The following is a 19,672-nucleotide window of genomic DNA, read 5'->3' on the forward strand; positions in this document are numbered from 1 at the left end:
AAGAGGCCTGGAACGGCGGAAGAGAGTCGAGCGGAGCGGGTGATCCGCCCCGTCCGGTGTGCACTGCGGCTGAACTACCGCCCGGCTTCGGCGGCCTGGCGCTCTGCCGCGAAGGGGCCGAGCAGTGTCTTGAGGTGGGCGTGTACCTGCGCCACTGTTTGACCGGATTCGAGCATGCGGGTGCCGGCGTGGACGACGGCGTTGATCATCTCGGCGACTGACTCGGCGTCCGCAACCCCGAGGTCGGTGAGTGTCGCAATCAGCGGTTCCTGCAGCTGGCGGTGCATCCGGGTGGCCTGCTCGTCGAGTTCGGCGCCGGGAGCCAGTGCAGCCAGCGCTGCTCCAACGGCGTGTGCTCCTTCGGCGACCAGGTCAACGTTGGCCGTCGCGTAGGCAAGGATCCGGTCCGCCTCGGTGGGGGCATCCGCCATGGCGCCGGTGACGCGCTCGGTCCAGCGCGGGAAAATGTCACGGACCAGGGCCTGGAGCAGGTCCTGCCGGGAATCGAAGTACTGGTAAACGCTGGGCCTTGAAAGCCCTGCCCGCACGGCCACCTCGGCCATGGTCGGCGCTTCCGACGTTTCCTGCAGCAGTTCGTGGGCAGCATCCAGCAGTGCGCGCTCCTGTGCGGCGCGGTGTTCCGCGACGGTGGCTGCACTGATTCTGGGCATTGCGGGATCCTTTGATGCTGAGTTGGCCTGAGCTTCAAGAATACGGCGCGAGACGGCGGCCCGCTGGGCAGGCCGCCGTCGTCGTACCCGAAGCGTGGAGGCTAGCGCACCGGGGCAGGGGCTCCCAGGCGGCCATCGACCATCTCGGCGACGCGGTCGCAGTAGCCGAGGACATCGTGGTCGTGGGTCACCATGACTGTGGCGACGCCGTGCTCGTGGCTTTGCCGGGCGAGCAGTTCCACGACTTCGCGGCTGCGGGCCCGGTCCAGGGAAGCGGTCGGTTCATCCACGAGGAGGAGTTTCGCCCCGGAGACGAGTGCCCGCGCGATGCCGACGCGTTGCCGTTCGCCGCCGGAGAGCTGTGCGGGGCGGTTGGCGGCACGGTGGGCCATGCCAACGGATTCCAGCAAGACGGCCGGGTCGAAATTCTTCGGTCCGCCCGCGAGCCGGTTGACCAGCCGGAGCTGGTCCGCCGCCGTGAGCGCCGGGATGAGGTTGCCGGACTGAAAAACGAAGCCAATGTTCGCCAGCCGGAACGCGGCGCGTTTGCCCCGGCTCAACTGGGAGAGATCCTGGCCGTTGATGCTGACCGTTCCGGAATCCGGGGAGGCGAGGGCGCCGGCGACGGCGAGCAGTGAGGATTTGCCGGACCCGGACGGCCCGACGATGGCCAGAAATTCCCCCGGGGCAACGTCGAGGCTGACGTCGTCCAGGGCCTTCACCTTGGTGTCACCGTCGCCGAGTTCCATCACTGCGTGGCGGATGGACAGGCCGGCGGGTCCGGGTGCGTCGGCGGTGCGGGCGCCGGCTGACGTGAACGTGGGGTTGGTCATCGCTGTCCTCCAAGGGCGTTGAGCGGGTCGATGCGGGAAATGCGCACCACGGCCACGGCGGCGCCGATCAGGCCCAGTCCAATGGTGAGGGCGGTGGCGATGGCGATCGGTGCGGCCTCAAGCGCGAACGGCATGGCGTCGGGCATGGCGGCACCGAGCCCGAGGCCGGCGGCCACGCCCAGCGCGGTAAAGCCCACCAGCAGGATGGCGGCCTGGGCCAGCCCGTCCCGCAGCAGGTAGCTCGTTGAAGCTCCGATGGCCCGCAGTACGGAGATTTCGTGCTTGCGCTGGATCGTCCAGACGGTGAAGAACGCGCCGACCACGAGAGCGCAGATCGCGTAGAGGAACACCTGGATCATGCTCAGGGTCATGGTCTCGGCCTCGTAGCCCGGCGACGCGTTGAAGGCGGCGGACAGGGACTTGCTGGACGTCCCGGCCGTCGTGTCGCCGGCGGCAAGATCCAGCTTGGTGCCGGGTTCCGCCTGGACGGCCACGACGCTGGCGGTATCAAAGCTGAGCGCGGACAACTGCGCGCTGCTCGGTGTGCCGGGGGCGGCCTGGCCGGAGGCGATCAGCTGCCAGGTTTTCAAGGGCAGGTAGGCGACGTCGACGTGCCCGAACGTGGCCTGACCTTCGGTGAAGCCGACAACCTTGAGTTTCGTGCCGATCCGGTCCAGGGTCACGACCGTGCCGAGGTCGATGCCTTCAGCCTTTGCGGTCGAAGACACGACAATGCCGTCAGCGGCCCCGAGGGCGGTGCCGGCAGAGCGGGACGGTTCCAGGAAGGATCCGGGCTCGACGCCGAAAAGCGTGAGGTCGATCTGCTTGCCGGAATCGGTGGTGGCATTGGCCATGCCAACGCCCATCTTCTCCGCCGCGGCCACGCCGGCCGTGCCGCGCCAGGCGTTGAGCTGTTGGTCATCGATCACGGAGCGGGAAAATGCGTTGTCGGTTTTCGTGCCCTGGTCGAAGGCGAAGGCGGTCACGGGCATCGACTTGAGGCCGGACACGCCATCGTTGACGAGGCCTGAGGACAGGCCGGAGAGCATCACCATCAGGACGGCGATAAGGGCGATGACACCGCCCATCAGGCTGAAGCGGCCACGCGCGAAGATCAGTTCGCGGAGTGCAAGGAACATTGGGGGTCCTAGGTTGGGTGGAGTAAGTGGAAAGAGATGCTGACGCGCTGTCAGCATCTTTCTGACAGCATGTCAGCAAAGCGCGGAGGTGGCAAATTCCCGCCCTGCCGCCGGCGAATTGGCCTTCGGATGGTCTTGCGCCGCCGCGGTGCCCCTGCCCAAAATCACCATGGAGACTCTTCGATTCAGCGTCGATGTCGACGCTCCCGCGCAGCACGTCTGGAATGTCATGCTCGGTCTCGACACCTACCGGGAGTGGGCCAGTACCTTCCGCGAGGGATCGACCTATCAGGGCGGTTGGAACGAGGGTGACGAGATCCGTTTCCTCGGCCCGGACGACGTCGGAACCTTGGGCGGCCTCTTAGGTACCGTCGTTGAAAACCGGCCCCACGAGTTCGTGTCAATCCGCTATTTGGGCAGTATCGAGAACGGCGCCGAGAACCGTGGGGGACCGGCCGCCGGACTCCACGAAAATTACACATTCAGCCAGGCCGGCGGCGTGACGACACTCGTTGTAGAGCTTGAGGTGCCCGACGAGTGGGCCGACGACATGCGCGGCATGTGGTCGGGGGCGATCATCGCAATCAAGCGGATGGCGGAGCGGACTTAGGGCGACGCTGCATCCTGGCCGGCCGACCGGTAATGGCCGATTAACTCGAAATCATCCAATTCTCAGGGATGGCGGGGTTTTGATGCCTGGCGCTTTTATCTTGGTGTCCGTCATCCGTCAATGAATTTAGGTAAATTAAGTCGCCGTCCCGCACCAATTGTTGCAGCTCGATAACGAACTTTATTCACGGTCAACTTTCGTGCCCTTCCGCCCTGCCGGGGGTTTACGCTTCATGCCATGTGAGACGCACCACACTGCCGCTGGGGGAGTGTGGACGTCCTTCTGGTGCCGTTGGCGCCGGTCTCATCCACACCACAGAAACAAGGAGGCGGAATGCGATTCGGTCGTATTTCCAAAGCAGTGGGGGTCGCGGCAGCAGCAGCACTCGCACTGAGCGCTTGCGCGGGCAACAGTGGCGGGTCAACCCCGTCGTCCGCAGCGGCAGCAGCCAAATCAGGCGGATCGGCAACAGTCGTGGAGGTGAACGCGTTCAACACGTTCAACCCCAACACCGCCGATGGCAACACTGACATCAACTCCAAGGTCAGCTACGCCACCCACTCCGGGTTCTTCTACATCGACAACAAGCTGAACGTTGTACGCAACGAAAAGTTCGGCAAGATGGAAAAGGTCTCAGACAACCCGCTGACGGTGAAGTACACCATCAACGACGGCGTTAAGTGGTCCGACGGCACCCCCGTCTCGGCAGCCGACCTGGTGCTGCAGTGGGCGGCGTTCTCCGGCTACTACAACGACGCCGACGCAGAGGGCAAGAAGGGTACGACCTACTTCTCCTACGCAGGCGACCCGACCGGCCTGGCCCTCACCGACTTCCCTGAACTCGGCGACGACAACCGCTCCATCACCCTGAAGTACTCGAAGCCGTTCGCCGACTGGGAGATCGCCCTCGGCGGCCCCGGCATCGACATCCCGGCTCACGTCCTCGCCAAGAAGGCCGGCCTGGCCGACGCCAAGGCGTTCGTTGACATGATCAAGGGCATGCCGCGCGGCGACGCCAAGAGCCCGAAGCCTGCCAACAAGCAGCTCAAGGCCATGGCGGACATGTGGAACACCGGCTTCGACACCAAGACGCTGCCGGCCGATCCGAGCCTCTTCCTCTCCAACGGCCCTTACGTCGTCAAGGCGATGAACCAGGACCAGTCCCTGACCATGGTCAAGAACAAGGACTACAACTGGGGCCCGGAAGCCAAGCTCGACGAAATCACCGTCCGCTACATCGGTGAGGCTCCCGCCCAGGTCCAGGCGCTGAAGAACGGCGAAGCCGACATCATCGCCCCGCAGGCCTCCGCCGACACGGTGGAGCAGCTCAAGGCCCTCGAAAGCCAGGGCGTCACGGTCGAGGTGGGCAACCAGCTCTCCTACGACCACATCGACCTGAACTACAGCGGCCCGTTCGCTGACAAGAACGTCCGCGAAGCCTTCATGAAGACGGTTCCGCGCAAGGACATCGTGGACAAGATCGTGAAGAAGCTTGACGAAAACGCCAAGCCGCTGGACTCCCAGCTCTTCGTCCCGGACCAGGCCAAGTACGCCGACTCCGTCAAGGACAACGGTTCTTCCGCCTACCAGGATGTTGACATCGAGGGCGCCAAGAAGCTGCTCAACGGTGCCACGCCGTCGGTCCGCATCATGTACAACAAGGACAACCCCAACCGTGTTGACGCCTTCTCCCTGATCCGCGAGTCCGCCGGCAAGGCAGGCTTCAAGGTCGTCGACGGCGGCCTCGGCAAGTCCGACTGGGGCAAGGCCCTCGGTGACGGCAGCTACGACGCCACCATCTTCGGCTGGATCAACTCGGGCGTCGGCGTCTCCGGCGTGCCGCAGATCTTCAAGTCCGGCAACGACTCGAACTTCAACAAGTTCAGCGACCCGGAAGCCGACAAGCTGATGGAAGAGCTCATCGTCACCACCGACAAGGCCAAGCAGGATGACCTCATCCAGCAGATCGATAAGAAGATCTGGGCCTCCGCCTACGGCCTGCCGCTGTTCCAGGCAGTGGGTGTGGACGCGTACAGCGACCGCATCACCGGCGTGAAGTACATGCCGAACCAGACCGGTGTCTGGTGGAACTTCTGGGAGTGGGCTCAGAAGTAGCCCGCCACCGCAAGTGACACTTAGCTAGCTGAAGGCGTCGGGACCACGGCTTTACGGTCCCGACGCCTTTCTAGCGACCCTCCCCGGCGATGCATGGCGCGGCCGCATCAACCGGGGGATCCGGCCTAACTCTGCGACCGGTCCGGGCGATCCCTGGGCCCGAATACCGAGGTTCTATTCCCCATGGTGACCTACATAGTCCGGCGGCTTCTGACTGCCGCCCTCATTCTTCTCGGCGCATCCTTCCTGGTGTACCTCCTGACAGCGGCGTCAGGCGATCCCCTCGAGGAATACCGCGCCATCAATGCCGCCAACAAGCAGCAACTGATGGACGCCCGCACCGAACTCCTGCAGCTGGACGTCCCCCCGCCGCTGCGCTACTTCAAGTGGCTCGGCGGTGCGGCCCAGTGCCTCGTCCCCTTCGCCGGCACCTGTGATCTCGGCAAGAACATCGTCGGCCAGCCCGTCACGGACGCCCTCGGCCACGCCCTGGTCCAGACCCTGACCCTGGTCACCGGCGCCACGGTCCTCGCCATCCTGATCGGCATCACCCTGGGCATCATCACAGCCCTGCGCCAGTACAGCGCCCTCGACTACGGCGTGACGTTCATGGCCTTCCTGTTCTTCTCCCTGCCGATCTTCTGGGTCGCCGTCCTGCTCAAGGAATTCGGCGCCATCGGCTTCAACAACTTCCTGCGGAATCCCGAGATACCGCTGGCAACCGCCATCGGCATCGGCCTCGTCCTCGGCGCGGTGATCGCGGTGGCGGTCGGCGGGGAGCTCAAGCGCCGCGTCCTCGCCGGCGGCGTCGTGTTCCTGTTCGTGGCAGCCATCCTCATCTACTTTTCCGCCACCGAATGGTTCAAGACCCCCGGTCTGGGACCGGTGCTGATCGCGATCGCCGGCGTTGGCCTCGCCTTCGCCGTCACCCTGCTGACCGCCGGGCTGAAGAACCGCAAGGCCCTGCAGTCCTCGCTGATCGCCGTCGGCGTCGGCGTGGTCCTATACTTCGTCGTCCAGCCCCTGCTGGACCAGGCAACGTTCCTGATGATCGTGCTCCTCGGCGTCGCAACCGTCCTGGTCGGCCTGGGCATCGGCTACCTGGTGGGCGGCTACGACCGCGGGCAGTCCATGCGCGCCGCGGCCATCACCTCGTTCCTCGTCGGCTTCATGGTGCTGCTGGACCGCTTCATGCAGGCCTGGCCCAGCTACTTCAACAACAGCAGGGTCCGCGGCCGCCCGATCGCCACGATCGGGGCGAGCACGCCGAATATCGAAGGCGACTTCTGGGTCCTCGGACTGGACACGTTCACCCACCTGATCCTGCCGACCCTGGCCCTGATCCTGATCTCGCTGGCCAGCTACACCCGGTTCACCCGCGCCTCGATGCTGGAAATCATGAACATGGACTACATCCGGACCGCCCGGGCCAAGGGCCTGACGGAACGGACCGTCGTCATGCGCCACGCGTTCCGCAACGCGCTGATCCCGATCGCGACGATCGTCGCCTTCGACATCGGCGGCCTGATCGGCGGCGCAGTCATCACCGAATCGGTCTTCTCCGTCCGGGGCATGGGCTTCCTCTTCCTGGACGGCATCTCCCACGTCGACCCGAACCCCGTCATGGGTGTCTTCCTGTGTGTCGCCATCACCGCCATGGTGTTCAACCTCATCGCGGACCTCGCCTACTCCGCACTTGATCCGCGCGTAAGGGTAAAAGCATGAGCCAGCCAAGCCAGCAAGACGAAATCATGGCCGAAGAGGCCGCCCTGCCCCAGCCGCCCGCCGCCGGGATCGAGCCCGTCCTCGAGGCCAAAGGCCTGAGCCAGGGCCAGATCGTCCGAAAACGCTTCCTCGGGCACTCCGGCGCCATTATTGGCCTGGTCGTGTTTGCGTTCATCTTCATCCTGGCCTTCACCTCGGTCGGCTACCTCGGCATCCCGGGCTGGTGGAAGTACAACCACGAGCAGGTATCCCCGCTGGTCAACGACGGCGCACCGACCTCGTCGCTGTGGCCGCTGGCCTGGGGCGAGCACCCCTTCGGCCAGGACCGGATCGGCCGCGACCTGTTCGCCATGACCATGCGCGGGGCGCAGCAGTCCATCACCGTCATGATCGTCATCGGCCTCATCGCCGGCCTGATCGGCGTCGTCGTCGGCGCGGTTTCCGGCTACTTCCGCGGCTGGGCCGAGGCCATCCTGATGCGCCTGACCGACGTCATCATCATCATTCCCGCGCTCCTGCTGGCCGCCGTGATGGCGCAGATGGCCGGCCGGCGCGACTCGGGCAGCTGGTTCTCCGCCTTCGCCAGCACCAACGGCGTGCTGGCCCTGGGGATCTTCCTGGGCTTGATCAGCTGGGTCAGCCTGGCCCGCCTGATGCGCGGCGAGTTCCTCTCGCTGCGCGAGCGGGAGTTCGTGGACGCCGCACGGATCTCCGGGGCCAGCAACGCCCGGATCATCTTCAAGCACATCCTGCCCAACGCCGTCGGCGTGCTGATCGTCAACGTCACGCTGACCATGTCCGCGGCCATCCTCACCGAGACGGCGCTGAGCTTCCTCGGCGTCGGGGTTAAGGCCCCGGACACCTCCCTGGGCCTGCTCATCTCGCAGAACCAGCAGGCCTTCTCCACCCGGCCCTGGCTGTTCTGGTTCCCCGGCCTGTTCATCGTGCTGATCTGCCTGAGCATCAACTTCATCGGCGACGGCCTGCGTGACGCCTTCGACCCGCGGCAGAAGAAGTTCAACGCCAAGAAGGCCAAGGACGCCGAACGGAAGCCGGAACCTGCCCCGGTCACCGCGCTCGACGGACCCGGGGACCGCTAAATGCGGTGCTGCCCTGACTTCGGCCGCCGGCTACGCGGCGGCCACCGCCCAGTAGCTGGCGGCCAGCAGCAGCAGGTCGCCGGCGACGACTGCCCAGCGCGGACGCACCAGGCCGGCGGCGCCGTCGCCGGTGTCCAACGCACCGCTTTCGACCAGGTCCCGCCAGCGCGTGCGCACCAGTTGGGCGGCCTGGCCGGAATCGGTGGTCTTGAGGTCACCCGGGCGGACCGACCTGCCCGGGCCGTAGCTGGTGTCCGGCAGGCCGTGCAGGTCCTCGGGACGGGCGTTGCGCCCGCCCCAGATACCGGGGGCCGGTGCGGCCCAGGCCGCGTAGCTGCGTTCTGCCGTCACCAGCGTCAGGGCGTACCGGGTGTCGACGTGCACCAGGGCGGCCCACGGCACCAGGACGGAGCGGAACGGGTTCTCCAGGGTGACGCCGCCGTCGTGCACGACGACGGCGGGCATCCAGAAGAACTGCCAGCCCAGCAGTGCGAGCAGCAGCAGCGGCGCCGTGGTCGGCAGTGCCGCGACGCCGGCCGAGGCGACCGTCACCACCAGGCCGACGGCGGCCACGGCCCAGGCCAGCCAGGCGAACCATTTGTTCGTGCGGGCCTTGAAGACTTCGACGTTTCCGGCAGAGGGCACAGTGCTCATGCCCCCCATAATTCAGTATTCCGAGTTCCAGCACTAATCACCGGTGCGGCGGCGGCTCGGGCGGAAGGAAAAATCCATCATGACTGACTTCATCACCCTGGACCCGGCCCCGGCCCCCGCGCCCGGCAAGGGTGCCACCGTCCTGGAGGTCCGTGACCTGAGCGTCGATTTCGGCGTGGACAAGAAGTGGGTTCCGGCGGCCATCGGCCTGAACTACGAGGTGCGCGCCGGCGAGGTGCTGGCGATCGTGGGGGAGTCCGGCTCCGGCAAGAGCGCCAGCTCGATGGCCCTCCTGGGCCTGCTGCCCAGCAACAGCCGGGTCAGCGGCAGCGTCAAGCTCGCCGGCCAGGAGCTGCTCGGCGGCAACGAGGCGAACATCCGTTCGGTCCGCGGCAAGGACGTCGCGGTCATCTTCCAGGAGCCGATGACGGCGCTGAACCCGGTCTACACCGTCGGCGCACAGATCGTGGAAACCATCCGGCTGCACAACGAGGTCTCGCCGGACCAGGCCCGCGAACGCGCGCTCCGGATGCTCGAACTCGTGGAGCTGCCGGATCCGGAGAAGGCCTACAAGTCCTACCCGCACCAGCTCTCCGGCGGCCAGCGCCAGCGGGCCATGATCGCCCAGTCGCTCTCCTGCGACCCCAAGCTGCTGATCGCGGACGAACCCACGACGGCGCTTGACGTCACCGTCCAGGCCGAAATCCTCGACCTCATGCGCAACCTGCGCAACAAGCTCGACAGCGCGATCGTGCTCATCACCCACGACATGGGCGTCGTGGCCGACCTTGCCGACCGGATCGCCGTCATGCGCCGTGGACTCATTGTCGAAACCGGAACCGCCGCGGAAATTTTCCACAACCCGCAGCACGAATACACCAGGGCGCTCCTGGCCGCCGTCCCGCACCTGGGTCAGGGCGGCGCGGCCAACGATGACGACGTTGATGTCACCGCCGCCCTCGCAGCCGCCACCCACGCCGACCTGGACGCGGTACCGCGGTCCGAGCTGCTGCGGCGGGAACGCGAAAACGCCGCTGCGCTGGCCGCGGCCGCCAGCGCGGCAAGCACCGCGGCGAAGGAGCAAGGCGAGCCGGTGCTGGAACTGACCGACGTCGCGATCGAATACCCCAAGCAGGGCCGGGTTCCTGCCTTCCGCGCCGTGGAAGGAGCCAACCTCGCGATCTACCCGGGGCAGGTCGTGGGCCTCGTGGGGGAGTCGGGGTCCGGCAAGACCACCATCGGGCGTGCCGCCGTCGGACTGCTGCCGGTGGCCGCCGGCACCATGAAGGTGGTGGGGCAGGACATCTCCGCCGCCAAGAAGAACGGCCGGCAGCTGCACGAAATGCGCCGGCACGTCGGCATGGTCTTCCAGGATCCCTCGTCCTCGCTGAACCCCCGGCTGCCGATCGGCGAGAGCATCGGTGAACCGATGTTCCTCGCCGGAGTGGCCAAGGGCGCCGAACTGCAGTCGCGGATCGAGGCGCTGCTGGACCAGGTCGAACTGCCGCGCGACTACCGCAACCGGTACCCGCACGAGCTTTCCGGCGGGCAGAAGCAGCGCGTCGGCATCGCCCGGGCGCTGTCGCTGAAACCGAAGCTGATGGTGGCGGACGAACCGACGTCGGCCCTGGACGTCTCGGTCCAGGCCAAGGTGCTCGAACTCTTCCAGAACCTGCAGAAGGAGCTTGGTTTTGCCTGCCTGTTCGTCACCCACGACCTCGCCGTCGTCGACGTGCTCGCCGACCGCATCTGCGTGATGCAGCGCGGCCGGATCGTGGAGCAGGGCACCCGCGACCAGATCCTGCGCAACCCGCAGGAGCCCTACACCCAGCGGCTCCTGGCCGCCGTTCCGCTGCCCGATCCGGAGAAGCAGCGGGAGCGCCGGGAGCTGCGCGCCCAGCTCCTCTCGGGCGCCAGCTGACGCGGCCAGAGCCCCGATTTTCGGTTAATGGACTGTAACCCGGAGGTGTGATCGAGCGAATAATACCAGCGAGTAACGTATGACTTGAAATGCGTTTCGATTGACGCTAGCCGTCACGGAGTTGTCGAGTCACGGTTTGGCAACGGAGTTCCATTATTCGGACTCCTTGCGGTTAGGCTACTTCCATATGTAGGCCACGTCACAGGGCATCCCTGTGCCCGGGCCTGCCGGGAAGCATAAGTCTTTCCCGCACGAACTCCCACAACTCATAGGAGGCGGAATGCGTTTTTCGCGCACTTCCAAAGCATTGGGCGTCATGGCAATCGCCGCTCTCGCCCTTACCGGCTGCGGTGGCGGCGGTTCGACCGCCGGCGGCAGCACCGGCGGCGGCGCCAGCAAGGTCATCATCGCTGACGGTTCCGAGCCCCAGCGCCCGCTCATGCCGGCCGACACCAACGAAGTTGGCGGCGGCAAGGTCATCGACCTGATCTTCGCCGGCCTGGTCAGCTACGACCCCAGCGGCAAGCCCGTGAACGAACTGGCCGAGTCCATCGAGGGCAAGGACGGCAAGAACTTCACCATCAAGCTCAAGAAGGACCAGAAGTTCACCAACGGCGAGGCGATCACCGCCAAGACCTTCGTGGATTCCTGGAACTTCGGTGCGGCTGCGAAGAACGCCCAGCTCAGCGGCAGCTTCTTCGAAAGCATCAAGGGTTACGACGAGGCCAGCGCCGAAGGATCCAAGGTCGAGACCATGTCCGGCCTCAAGGTCGTTGACGACCTGACCTTCACCGTTGAACTGAAGCAGCCCGAATCCGACTGGCCGCTGCGCCTCGGCTACAGCGCCTTCGTGCCGGTTCCCTCCGGTGCCCTGAAGGATCCGAAGGGCTTCGGCGAGAAGCCGGTCGGCAACGGCCCGTACAAGCTGGCCGACGGCGGCTGGCAGCACAACGTGCAGATCCAGCTCGTCCCGAACCCGGAGTACAACGGCCCGCGCAAGGCCAAGAACGCCGGCGTGACGTTCAAGATCTTCCAGAACGACGACGCCGCGTACCAGGACCTGCTGTCCAACAACCTGGACATCCTGCAGACCATCCCCACGAGCGCGCTGAAGAACTTCAAGTCCGACCTCGGTGACCGCACCATCAACAAGCCGTACGCCGGCAACCAGACCATCGCGATTCCGGAATACCTGCCGGAGTGGAGCGGCGAAGCCGGCAAGCTGCGCCGCCAGGCCCTCTCCATGGCCATCAACCGCGATGAGATCACCAAGGTCATCTTCAGCGGCGCCCGCCAGCCCGCGAAGGACTTCACCGCTCCCGTACTGGACGGCTACAGCGACTCGATCCCGGGTTCCGAGAACCTGAAGTTCGACGCCGAGAAGGCCAAGGCCACCTGGGCCAAGGCCGACGCCATTCAGAAGTGGGATGCGAACAAGACCTTCACCATCGCCTACAACGCCGACAAGGGCGGCCACAAGGCCTGGGTTGAAGCCGTCGTGAACCAGCTGAAGAACACCCTCGGCATCAAGGTCGAAGGCAAGCCGTACGCCACCTTCAAGGAAGCCCGCAACGACGCCACCGCAGGCACCCTCACCGGCTCGATCCGCGCCGGCTGGCAGGCCGACTACCCGTCGCTGTACAACTTCCTTGGCCCGATTTACAAGACCGGTGCCGGCTCCAACGACGCACGCTACGCCAACCCGGCATTCGACAAGGCCATCTCCGACGGCCTCGCCGCCTCCTCGGTCAGCGAAGGCAACAAGGCCATGAACAAGGCCCAGGAAATCCTCCTGACCGACCTTCCGGCCATCCCGCTGTGGTACCAGGTTGCCCAGGGCGGCTGGAGCGACAAGGTCACCAACGTTGACTACGGCTGGAACGGTGTTCCGCTGTACTACAACATCTCCGGTAAGTAATAACTGAACAACGGCGGGGGCTGCCTGGTTGGGGCCCCCGCCGTTGTTTTGCTTCCACCCATTTCTAGGCACCCGCTCCGGCCGGTGTACTCCGCAGCCGGACCGCCGTGACCGCACCGGCGGGGGGCTGCAAACCATAGTGAAAAGGTTCTTTGATGAACAACTCCGCCGCATCCTTGGACAGGATGCCTGCTGACGGGGGTGTCCTTCGCTGATGGCGACCTACATCCTCAAGCGTTTCCTGCAGCTGATCCCGGTCTTCCTCGGTGCCACGCTGCTGGTCTATTTCCTGGTCTTCAGCCTGCCCGGCGACCCCATCGTGGCCCTCTTCGGCGACAAGCCGGTCAACGAGGCCGTCGCCGCGCGGCTGCGCGAGCAGTACCACCTGGACCAGCCGTTCTGGATCCAATACCTGCTCTACCTCAAGGGCATCTTCACCTTCGACCTCGGCCAGGACTTCTCCGGACGTCCGATCGCCGCCGTGCTGGGCGAAGTTTTCCCGGTCACCGCACGCCTGGCCGTCATGGCCCTGATCTTCGAGGCCGTCTTCGGCATCATCTTCGGCCTGATCGCCGGCCTGCGTAAGGGCAAGTTCTTCGACGGAACCGTCCTCGTCGCCTCGCTGATCGTGATCGGCATCCCGATCTTCGTCCTCGGCTTCCTGCTGCAGTTCACCATCGGCGTCCAGCTTGGCTGGGCGAAACCGACGGTCAGTTCCGCCGCCACGGTGCAGGACCTGATCCTGCCGGCGATCGTGCTGGGCCTGGGCTCCTTCGCCTACGTGTTGCGCCTGACCCGGACGTCCGTGATCGAGAACATGAACGCGGACTACGTCCGCACCGCCACCGCCAAGGGCCTGTCCCGGTTCCGCGTCGTACGCGTACACATCCTGCGCAACTCGCTGATCCCGGTCATCACCTTCCTCGGCGCCGACCTCGGCGCGCTGATGGGCGGCGCGATCGTCACCGAGGGCATCTTCAACGTGCCCGGCGTCGGCAACCGGCTGTACCGGGCCGTCACGCAGGGCGAGGGCCCCACGGTCGTCTCGATCGTCACCGTCCTGGTGCTGATCTACGTCGTGTCCAACCTGCTCGTAGACCTGCTGTACGCCTGGCTTGACCCAAGGATCCGCTATGACGCCTGAGAACATCGCCCCCGACCAGCGCTCCGCCGCGCCGGCCCGGCGGCACATCGAACACTTCGTCGCCGACTTTGCCGAGACGCCGCTGCAGGCAACCGACAAGGTCAAAGAGGACCAGGCCCCGCTCAGCCTCTGGGGGGAGGCCTGGAAGAACCTGCGGCGACAGCCGCTGTTCCTGATCTCGGCGTTCCTGATCCTCGTCGTCGTCGCCGTCTCGCTCTTTCCCTCGCTGTTCTCCGGCATCGACCCGGCCTCCGAGGCGTGCCAGCTGGCGAACTCCGACGCCGGTCCGGCGGCCGGCCACCCGCTCGGCTTCACCCAGCAGGGCTGCGACGTCTACGCCCGGGTCATCTTCGGTACCCGTTCCTCCGTCACTGTCGGCCTGTTCACCACCCTCGGTGTGCTGCTGATCGGCGGCATCATGGGTGCCCTGGCCGGCTACTACGGCGGCTGGGTCGACGCGGTCCTGGCCCGGGTCAATGACATCTTCTTCGCGTTGCCGCTGATCCTCGGCGCCATCGTGATGATGCAGCTGCCCGTGTTCCGCACCAACCGCACGGCCTGGACGCTCGTACTGATCCTGGTCACCTTCGGCTGGCCTCAGATCGCCCGCATCACCCGCGGCGCCGTCATCGAGGTCCGCAACGCGGACTTCGTCACGGCCGCCCGCTCGCTCGGCGTCTCCAAGTTCGGTGCGCTGCTGCGCCACGTGCTGCCGAACTCGCTGGCGCCGATCATCGTCGTGGCGACCATTTCGCTGGGCACCTTCATCGTGGCCGAGTCCACGCTGTCGTTCCTCGGCATCGGGCTGCCGCCGAGCGTCATGTCCTGGGGCAATGACATCCAGGCGGCGCAGGCGTCGCTGCGGTCCAACCCGATGCCGCTGCTCTGGCCGGCCATCGCGCTCTCCATCACCGTCCTGAGCTTCATCATGCTGGGCGACGCCCTGCGCGATGCGCTCGATCCCAAAGCGCGCAAGCGATGAAAGGGGACGCCATGAACGCCTCTGTCGAAATCCACGAAGCTGGCGCGTCCGCCGAACGGCCGCTCCTTGAAATCAAGGACCTGGCGATCAGCTTCACCACCAGCAACGGCGAGGTCAACGCGGTCCGCAACGCCCACCTGACCGTGATGCCCGGGGAGACCGTCGCGATCGTCGGCGAGTCCGGCTCCGGCAAGTCCACCACGGCGCTGGCCGCGATCGGCCTGTTGCCGGGCAACGGCAGGGTGGCGGCCGGCCAGGTGCTCTTCGACGGCGAGGACATTGCCCACGCCTCGGAGAAGCGGATGATCGAGCTGCGCGGCAACAGCATCGGCATGGTGCCGCAGGACCCGATGTCCAACCTCAACCCGGTCTGGAAGATCGGCTACCAGGTGCGCGAAACGCTCAAAGCCAACGGCCTGCCCAGCGGCCCGGACGACGTCGCCAAGGTGCTGTCCGAAGCCGGGCTGCCGGACGCATCGCGCCGCGCCAACCAGTACCCGCACGAGTTCTCGGGCGGCATGCGCCAGCGGGCCCTGATCGCCATCGGCCTTTCCTGCCAGCCGCGCCTGCTCATCGCCGATGAGCCGACGTCGGCGCTGGACGTCACCGTGCAGCGGCAGATCCTGGACCACCTGGACAAGATGACCACCGAGCTCGGCACGGCCGTGCTGCTGATCACGCACGACCTGGGTCTCGCCGCCGAACGCGCCGACAAGGTCGTGGTGATGTACCGCGGCCAGGTCGTCGAGTCCGGCCCGTCCCTGGAACTGTTGCGGAACCCGCAGCACCCCTACACCCAGCGGCTGGTGGCCTCGGCGCCGTCGCTGGCGTCCCGGCGCATCCAGGCCGCCAAGGAACTCGGCGTCGAATCCGGCGACCTCCTGGCCCCGGCCGAAGATGTAGCGGTCGAAACGTCGATGCCCGAAGAGGTGCTGCAGATTGAGAACCTGACCAAGGTCTTCAAGCTGCGGTCCGGGTTCGGCCGCTCCACCGACTTCACCGCCGTGGACAACGTCTCCTTCAGCGTCAAGCGCGGAACGACGACGGCGATCGTGGGGGAGTCCGGTTCGGGCAAGTCCACCGTGGCTCAGATGGTCCTGAACCTGCTGCAGCCCACCTCGGGCAAGATCGTGTTCGACGGCGTCGACACCTCAACGCTGAACAACAAGGAGATCTTCGCGTTCCGGCGCCGGGTGCAGCCGATCTTCCAGGACCCGTACGGTTCGCTGGATCCGATGTACAGCATCTTCCGGACCATCGAAGAGCCGCTGCGTACCCACAAGATCGGGGACAAGGCCAGCCGCGAGAAGAAGGTCCGGGAGTTGCTGGACCAGGTGGCGCTGCCGCAGTCCACCATGCAGCGGTACCCGAACGAACTCTCCGGCGGCCAGCGCCAGCGCGTAGCCATCGCCCGTGCCCTGGCCCTCGATCCCGAGGTGATCATCTGCGACGAGGCCGTCTCGGCCCTCGACGTTTTGGTCCAGGCGCAGGTGCTGAACCTGCTCGCGGACCTGCAGTCCCGCCTCGGCCTGACCTACCTGTTCATCACCCATGACCTCGCGGTCGTCCGGCAGATTGCCGACCATGTGTGCGTGATGGAGAAGGGCAAGCTGGTCGAGACCGGTTCCACGGACGAGGTGTTCGACTCGCCGCGGCAGGACTACACCAAGGCCCTGCTTAACGCGATCCCGGGGGCGCATCTGATGCTGCCGCCGGAAGCCGCCACGGCCTAGCCGGACGGCCCTTGCGGAAGCGGGCCGGCATCCACCGTCAGGGGATGCCGGCCCGCTTTTCTGTCGTTAGGGGACGCCTAGATCAGCCCGAGGTCCGCGAGGCGTTCTTCGAGCAGGTCGGCAGCAACCTCGTTGCCTTGCTCGTTCAGATGACGGTCATCGGCCAGGTGGTCGGCCAGGCCGTACCGGGTCAGCCAGTCGCCCACACTGACGAAGGACAGCCCGTACTCCTTGGCCACCGATCCCAGCAGCGAGTCGACCTCCGTCCGGCGTCCGCCGCCGGCCTGGACTCCCCGCGCCAGCGTCCCGATCATCACGACGTCGGCTTCCGGGTAGCGCTCCTCGACGGCCTCGATCAGCCGTTCGGCGTGCTCCGTGATCTCGACGTCGGACGCGCCGCGCGTGGCATCGTTGCCGCCGCCTTCGATGACGACCACCGGAGGGGCGCCGTACGGCAGATGCCAGTCGCCGTTCTCGAGGGCATCGATGTAGTTGCCGCGGGAGCCGTTGGCTGCCACGAAGCCGGTGCCGCTGCCGCCGCAGAACACGACCCCGTAGCCCAGCCGGCCGAGCGCGAGCCTGGTCCAGCTCCTGGCGGGCTCGGACTGGGAGTCGCCGATCAGCACAGCGGTATTCGCGATGTCCTCGACAATGACTTCGTCCCGGCCGTTGGCCGGATTCCGGTAGAGGGCCCCGGCAGGAAGGCGGTCCGGATCGACCGCAGACTTCCGGCGTGCCGAACCGGCAGCGGCCGGCTGCCCGGAGCCTGTCCCGGCCCCCGCGGCGACGGCCACGCCCTGCACCCGGTCCGTAGTTCTTTCGGGGGCCGCGGAGTCCACCGCCGGGCTGCAGCCGCCCACCAGGAGGGCTGCGGCGAGAAGGGGCGGGATGGCACGGGCCATTTTCGGGGCTCTTCGCATGTGGGACTCCCCGTGTGCTCGTAGTTACTCCAGCCATAATGGGGCATCGCCCAGGCAATAGCCAGTGATTTTGGTCACCCGAAACGGCTGCGGCGTTCCAATTTGGTAACGGGCGCAGGGTCCGGCGGTCCGGGATTTTAGGACGATAAATGCCTGAGCGTCTAGAATGAATGAAGGCGCCCTGTGCCAAGGGCCTTGTCCGTCGTGCGTTCCGGTTGGAAATGTCGCGATACCTCAGCTGACTTCACCACTGAATCGAGCAATAACGCATGTCTGAAACCACCACCAACACTGCGGTAGCCACTGCATCGCGCAGTGACCTGCGCAACGTAGCGATCGTGGCCCACGTTGACCACGGCAAGACCACCCTGGTCGACGCCATGCTCAAGCAGACCCATTCCTTTGCCGAGCACAACCACGTAGAAGACCGCGTCATGGACTCCGGTGACCTGGAGCGCGAAAAGGGCATCACCATCCTGGCGAAGAACACCACTGTCGCCTACAACGGCCCGTCCTCGAACGGCGAGACCATCACGATCAACGTGATCGACACCCCCGGCCACGCCGACTTCGGCGGCGAGGTCGAGCGCGGCCTGTCCATGGTCGACGGCGTCGTCCTGCTCGTCGATGCCTCTGAGGGCCCGCTGCCCCAGACCCGTTTCGTGCTGCGCAAGGCCCTCGCCGCGCACCTGCCCGTGATCCTGCTGGTCAACAAGACCGACCGTCCCGACGCGCGGATCGAAGAGGTCGTGCACGAGTCCATGGACCTGCTCCTGGGCCTCGCCTCCGACCTGGCCGACGAGGTCCCCGACCTGGATCTGGACAAGATCCTTGAGGTCCCCGTCGTGTACGCCGCCGCCAAGGTCGGCCGCGCCTCCCTCGAGCAGCCCGCTGACGGCACCGCTCCGGAGAACGAGGATCTTGAGCCGCTGTTCAAGACCATCATCGAGCACATCCCGGCTCCGACGTACAACCCGGAGGGTGTGCTCCAGGCACACGTCACCAACCTAGACGCCTCCCCGTTCCTCGGCCGCCTGGCCCTGCTGCGTATCTACAACGGCACCCTGCGCAAGGGCCAGACCGTGGCCTGGGCCCGCGCCAACGGCGAGCTGAAGAACGTCAAGATCACCGAGCTGCTCGCCACCAAGGCCCTCGAGCGCGTCCCGGCGGAGTCCGCAGGCCCCGGCGAAATTGTCGCCGTCGCCGGCATCGAGGAGATCACCATCGGTGAGACCCTGACTGACGCTGAGAACCCGCAGCCGCTGCCGCTGATCACCGTGGATGACCCCGCGATCTCGATGACCATCGGTATCAACACCTCGCCGCTCGCCGGCAAGGTCAAGGGCGCCAAGGTCACGGCCCGCCAGGTCAAGGACCGCCTGGACAAGGAACTGATCGGTAACGTCTCCATCAAGGTGCTCCCCACCGAGCGTCCGGATGCCTGGGAAGTCCAGGGCCGTGGCGAGCTCGCGCTGGCCATCCTGGTGGAGCAGATGCGCCGTGAAGGCTTCGAGCTGACCGTGGGCAAGCCGCAGGTTGTCACCAAGACCATCGACGGCAAGATCCACGAGCCGATGGAACACATGACCATCGACGTGCCGGAAGAGTACCTCGGCGCGGTGACCCAGCTGATGGCCGCCCGCAAGGGCCGCATGACCAACATGGCCAACCACGGCACCGGCTGGTGCCGCATGGAGTTCATTGTTCCGGCCCGTGGCCTGATCGGTTTCCGCACCAAGTTCCTCACGGACACCCGTGGCGCCGGCATCGCTGCTTCCATCTCCGAAGGCTACGAGCCGTGGGCCGGCCCGATCGAATACCGCACCAACGGTTCGATGGTTGCCGACCGCGCCGGTGTGGTGACCCCGTTCGCCATGATCAACCTGCAGGAACGCGGCTCCTTCTTCGTCAAGCCCACCTCCGAGGTGTACGAGGGCATGATCGTCGGCGAGAACTCCCGCGCCGACGACATGGACGTCAACATCACCAAGGAAAAGAAGCTCACCAACATGCGTGCCGCGTCCTCGGACTCCTTCGAGAACCTGACGCCGCCGCGCGAGCTGACCCTGGAGGAATGCCTCGAGTTCGCCCGCGAGGACGAGTGCGTCGAGGTCACCCCGGAGGACATCCGCATCCGCAAGGTCATCCTGGACTCGAACGAGCGTGCCAAGGCCACCCGCGCCCGCGCAAAGGCCTGATCCCGGTCC

The 19,672-nt window shown here is 66.0% G+C and carries 15 protein-coding genes; 10 read left to right on the forward strand and 5 right to left on the reverse strand.

Features of this window, described 5'->3' with window-relative positions:
* Window positions 1–74: 74 nt before the first annotated feature.
* The 3 genes from ASG71_RS06930 to ASG71_RS06940 all read right to left on the reverse strand — a co-directional run bounded on the left by ASG71_RS06930 (window position 75) and on the right by ASG71_RS06940 (window position 2,643).
* On the reverse strand, window positions 75–671 hold the full coding sequence (locus tag ASG71_RS06930; RefSeq protein ID WP_056737921.1) for a TetR/AcrR family transcriptional regulator: 597 nt from the start codon (window positions 669–671) through the stop codon (window positions 75–77).
* Between the two features lie 101 nt (window positions 672–772).
* The gene (locus tag ASG71_RS06935) at window positions 773–1,504 is read right to left on the reverse strand and encodes an ABC transporter ATP-binding protein (RefSeq protein ID WP_082574928.1); all 732 of its coding nucleotides are present in this window, start codon (window positions 1,502–1,504) and stop codon (window positions 773–775) included.
* On the reverse strand, window positions 1,501–2,643 hold the full coding sequence (locus ASG71_RS06940) for an ABC transporter permease (RefSeq protein ID WP_056737922.1): 1,143 nt from the start codon (window positions 2,641–2,643) through the stop codon (window positions 1,501–1,503). Before ASG71_RS06940 ends, ASG71_RS06935 begins: the two co-directional genes overlap by 4 nt.
* Window positions 2,644–2,731: 88 nt before the next feature.
* Here ASG71_RS06940 and ASG71_RS06945 point away from each other — a divergent pair, with 88 nt between their 5' ends.
* The 4 genes from ASG71_RS06945 (at window position 2,732) to ASG71_RS06960 (ending at window position 8,193) form a co-directional block, all read left to right on the forward strand.
* Window positions 2,732–3,253 carry an SRPBCC family protein gene (locus ASG71_RS06945; RefSeq protein ID WP_157366255.1) on the forward strand — a complete coding sequence of 174 codons (522 nt, stop codon included), beginning with the start codon at window positions 2,732–2,734 and terminating at the stop codon, window positions 3,251–3,253.
* Window positions 3,254–3,586: 333 nt separating this feature from the next.
* A complete protein-coding gene (locus tag ASG71_RS06950; protein WP_056737924.1) occupies window positions 3,587–5,368 on the forward strand; it encodes an ABC transporter family substrate-binding protein in 1,782 nt (593 codons plus the stop codon).
* Between the two features lie 183 nt (window positions 5,369–5,551).
* Complete coding sequence (locus ASG71_RS06955) at window positions 5,552–7,093, forward strand: ABC transporter permease (protein ID WP_056737925.1); 1,542 nt, start codon at window positions 5,552–5,554, stop codon at window positions 7,091–7,093.
* On the forward strand, window positions 7,090–8,193 hold the full coding sequence (locus tag ASG71_RS06960) for an ABC transporter permease (protein WP_414826649.1): 1,104 nt from the start codon (window positions 7,090–7,092) through the stop codon (window positions 8,191–8,193). The genes ASG71_RS06955 and ASG71_RS06960 overlap by 4 nt, the downstream gene beginning before the upstream one ends.
* Before the next feature lie 30 nt (window positions 8,194–8,223).
* Here ASG71_RS06960 and ASG71_RS06965 read toward each other — a convergent pair whose 3' ends face one another.
* On the reverse strand, window positions 8,224–8,847 hold the full coding sequence (locus ASG71_RS06965; protein WP_056737927.1) for a PH domain-containing protein: 624 nt from the start codon (window positions 8,845–8,847) through the stop codon (window positions 8,224–8,226).
* 79 nt (window positions 8,848–8,926) lie between these two features.
* Here ASG71_RS06965 and ASG71_RS06970 point away from each other — a divergent pair, with 79 nt between their 5' ends.
* From ASG71_RS06970 to ASG71_RS06990, 5 genes are all read left to right on the forward strand, one after another.
* Window positions 8,927–10,768 carry an ABC transporter ATP-binding protein gene (locus tag ASG71_RS06970; RefSeq protein WP_056737928.1) on the forward strand — a complete coding sequence of 614 codons (1,842 nt, stop codon included), beginning with the start codon at window positions 8,927–8,929 and terminating at the stop codon, window positions 10,766–10,768.
* A 280-nt stretch (window positions 10,769–11,048) separates the two neighbouring features.
* Complete coding sequence (locus ASG71_RS06975; protein ID WP_056737929.1) at window positions 11,049–12,686, forward strand: peptide ABC transporter substrate-binding protein; 1,638 nt, start codon at window positions 11,049–11,051, stop codon at window positions 12,684–12,686.
* Window positions 12,687–12,900: 214 nt separating this feature from the next.
* Complete coding sequence (locus tag ASG71_RS06980; RefSeq protein ID WP_056737930.1) at window positions 12,901–13,830, forward strand: ABC transporter permease; 930 nt, start codon at window positions 12,901–12,903, stop codon at window positions 13,828–13,830.
* A complete protein-coding gene (locus ASG71_RS06985; protein ID WP_056737931.1) occupies window positions 13,820–14,812 on the forward strand; it encodes an ABC transporter permease in 993 nt (330 codons plus the stop codon). Before ASG71_RS06980 ends, ASG71_RS06985 begins: the two co-directional genes overlap by 11 nt.
* A gap of 11 nt (window positions 14,813–14,823) precedes the next feature.
* Window positions 14,824–16,545 carry an ABC transporter ATP-binding protein gene (locus tag ASG71_RS06990; RefSeq protein WP_200947947.1) on the forward strand — a complete coding sequence of 574 codons (1,722 nt, stop codon included), beginning with the start codon at window positions 14,824–14,826 and terminating at the stop codon, window positions 16,543–16,545.
* 77 nt (window positions 16,546–16,622) lie between these two features.
* On the opposite strand, the gene ASG71_RS06995 is transcribed toward ASG71_RS06990, so the two are convergent.
* Window positions 16,623–17,465, reverse strand: coding sequence for an SGNH/GDSL hydrolase family protein (locus ASG71_RS06995; protein ID WP_056737933.1), 843 nt, complete (start codon window positions 17,463–17,465; stop codon window positions 16,623–16,625).
* Window positions 17,466–17,734: 269 nt separating this feature from the next.
* On the opposite strand from ASG71_RS06995, the gene typA reads away from it, so the two are divergent.
* Entirely contained in the window at window positions 17,735–19,663 is a 1,929-nt protein-coding gene (gene typA / locus ASG71_RS07000; RefSeq protein WP_056737934.1) for a translational GTPase TypA, read from the forward strand.
* The last annotated feature ends 9 nt before the right edge of the window (window positions 19,664–19,672 follow it).

The organism is Arthrobacter sp. Soil763 (genome assembly GCF_001428365.1).
In the GTDB taxonomy this organism is placed as follows: Bacteria; Actinomycetota; Actinomycetes; order Actinomycetales; family Micrococcaceae; genus Arthrobacter.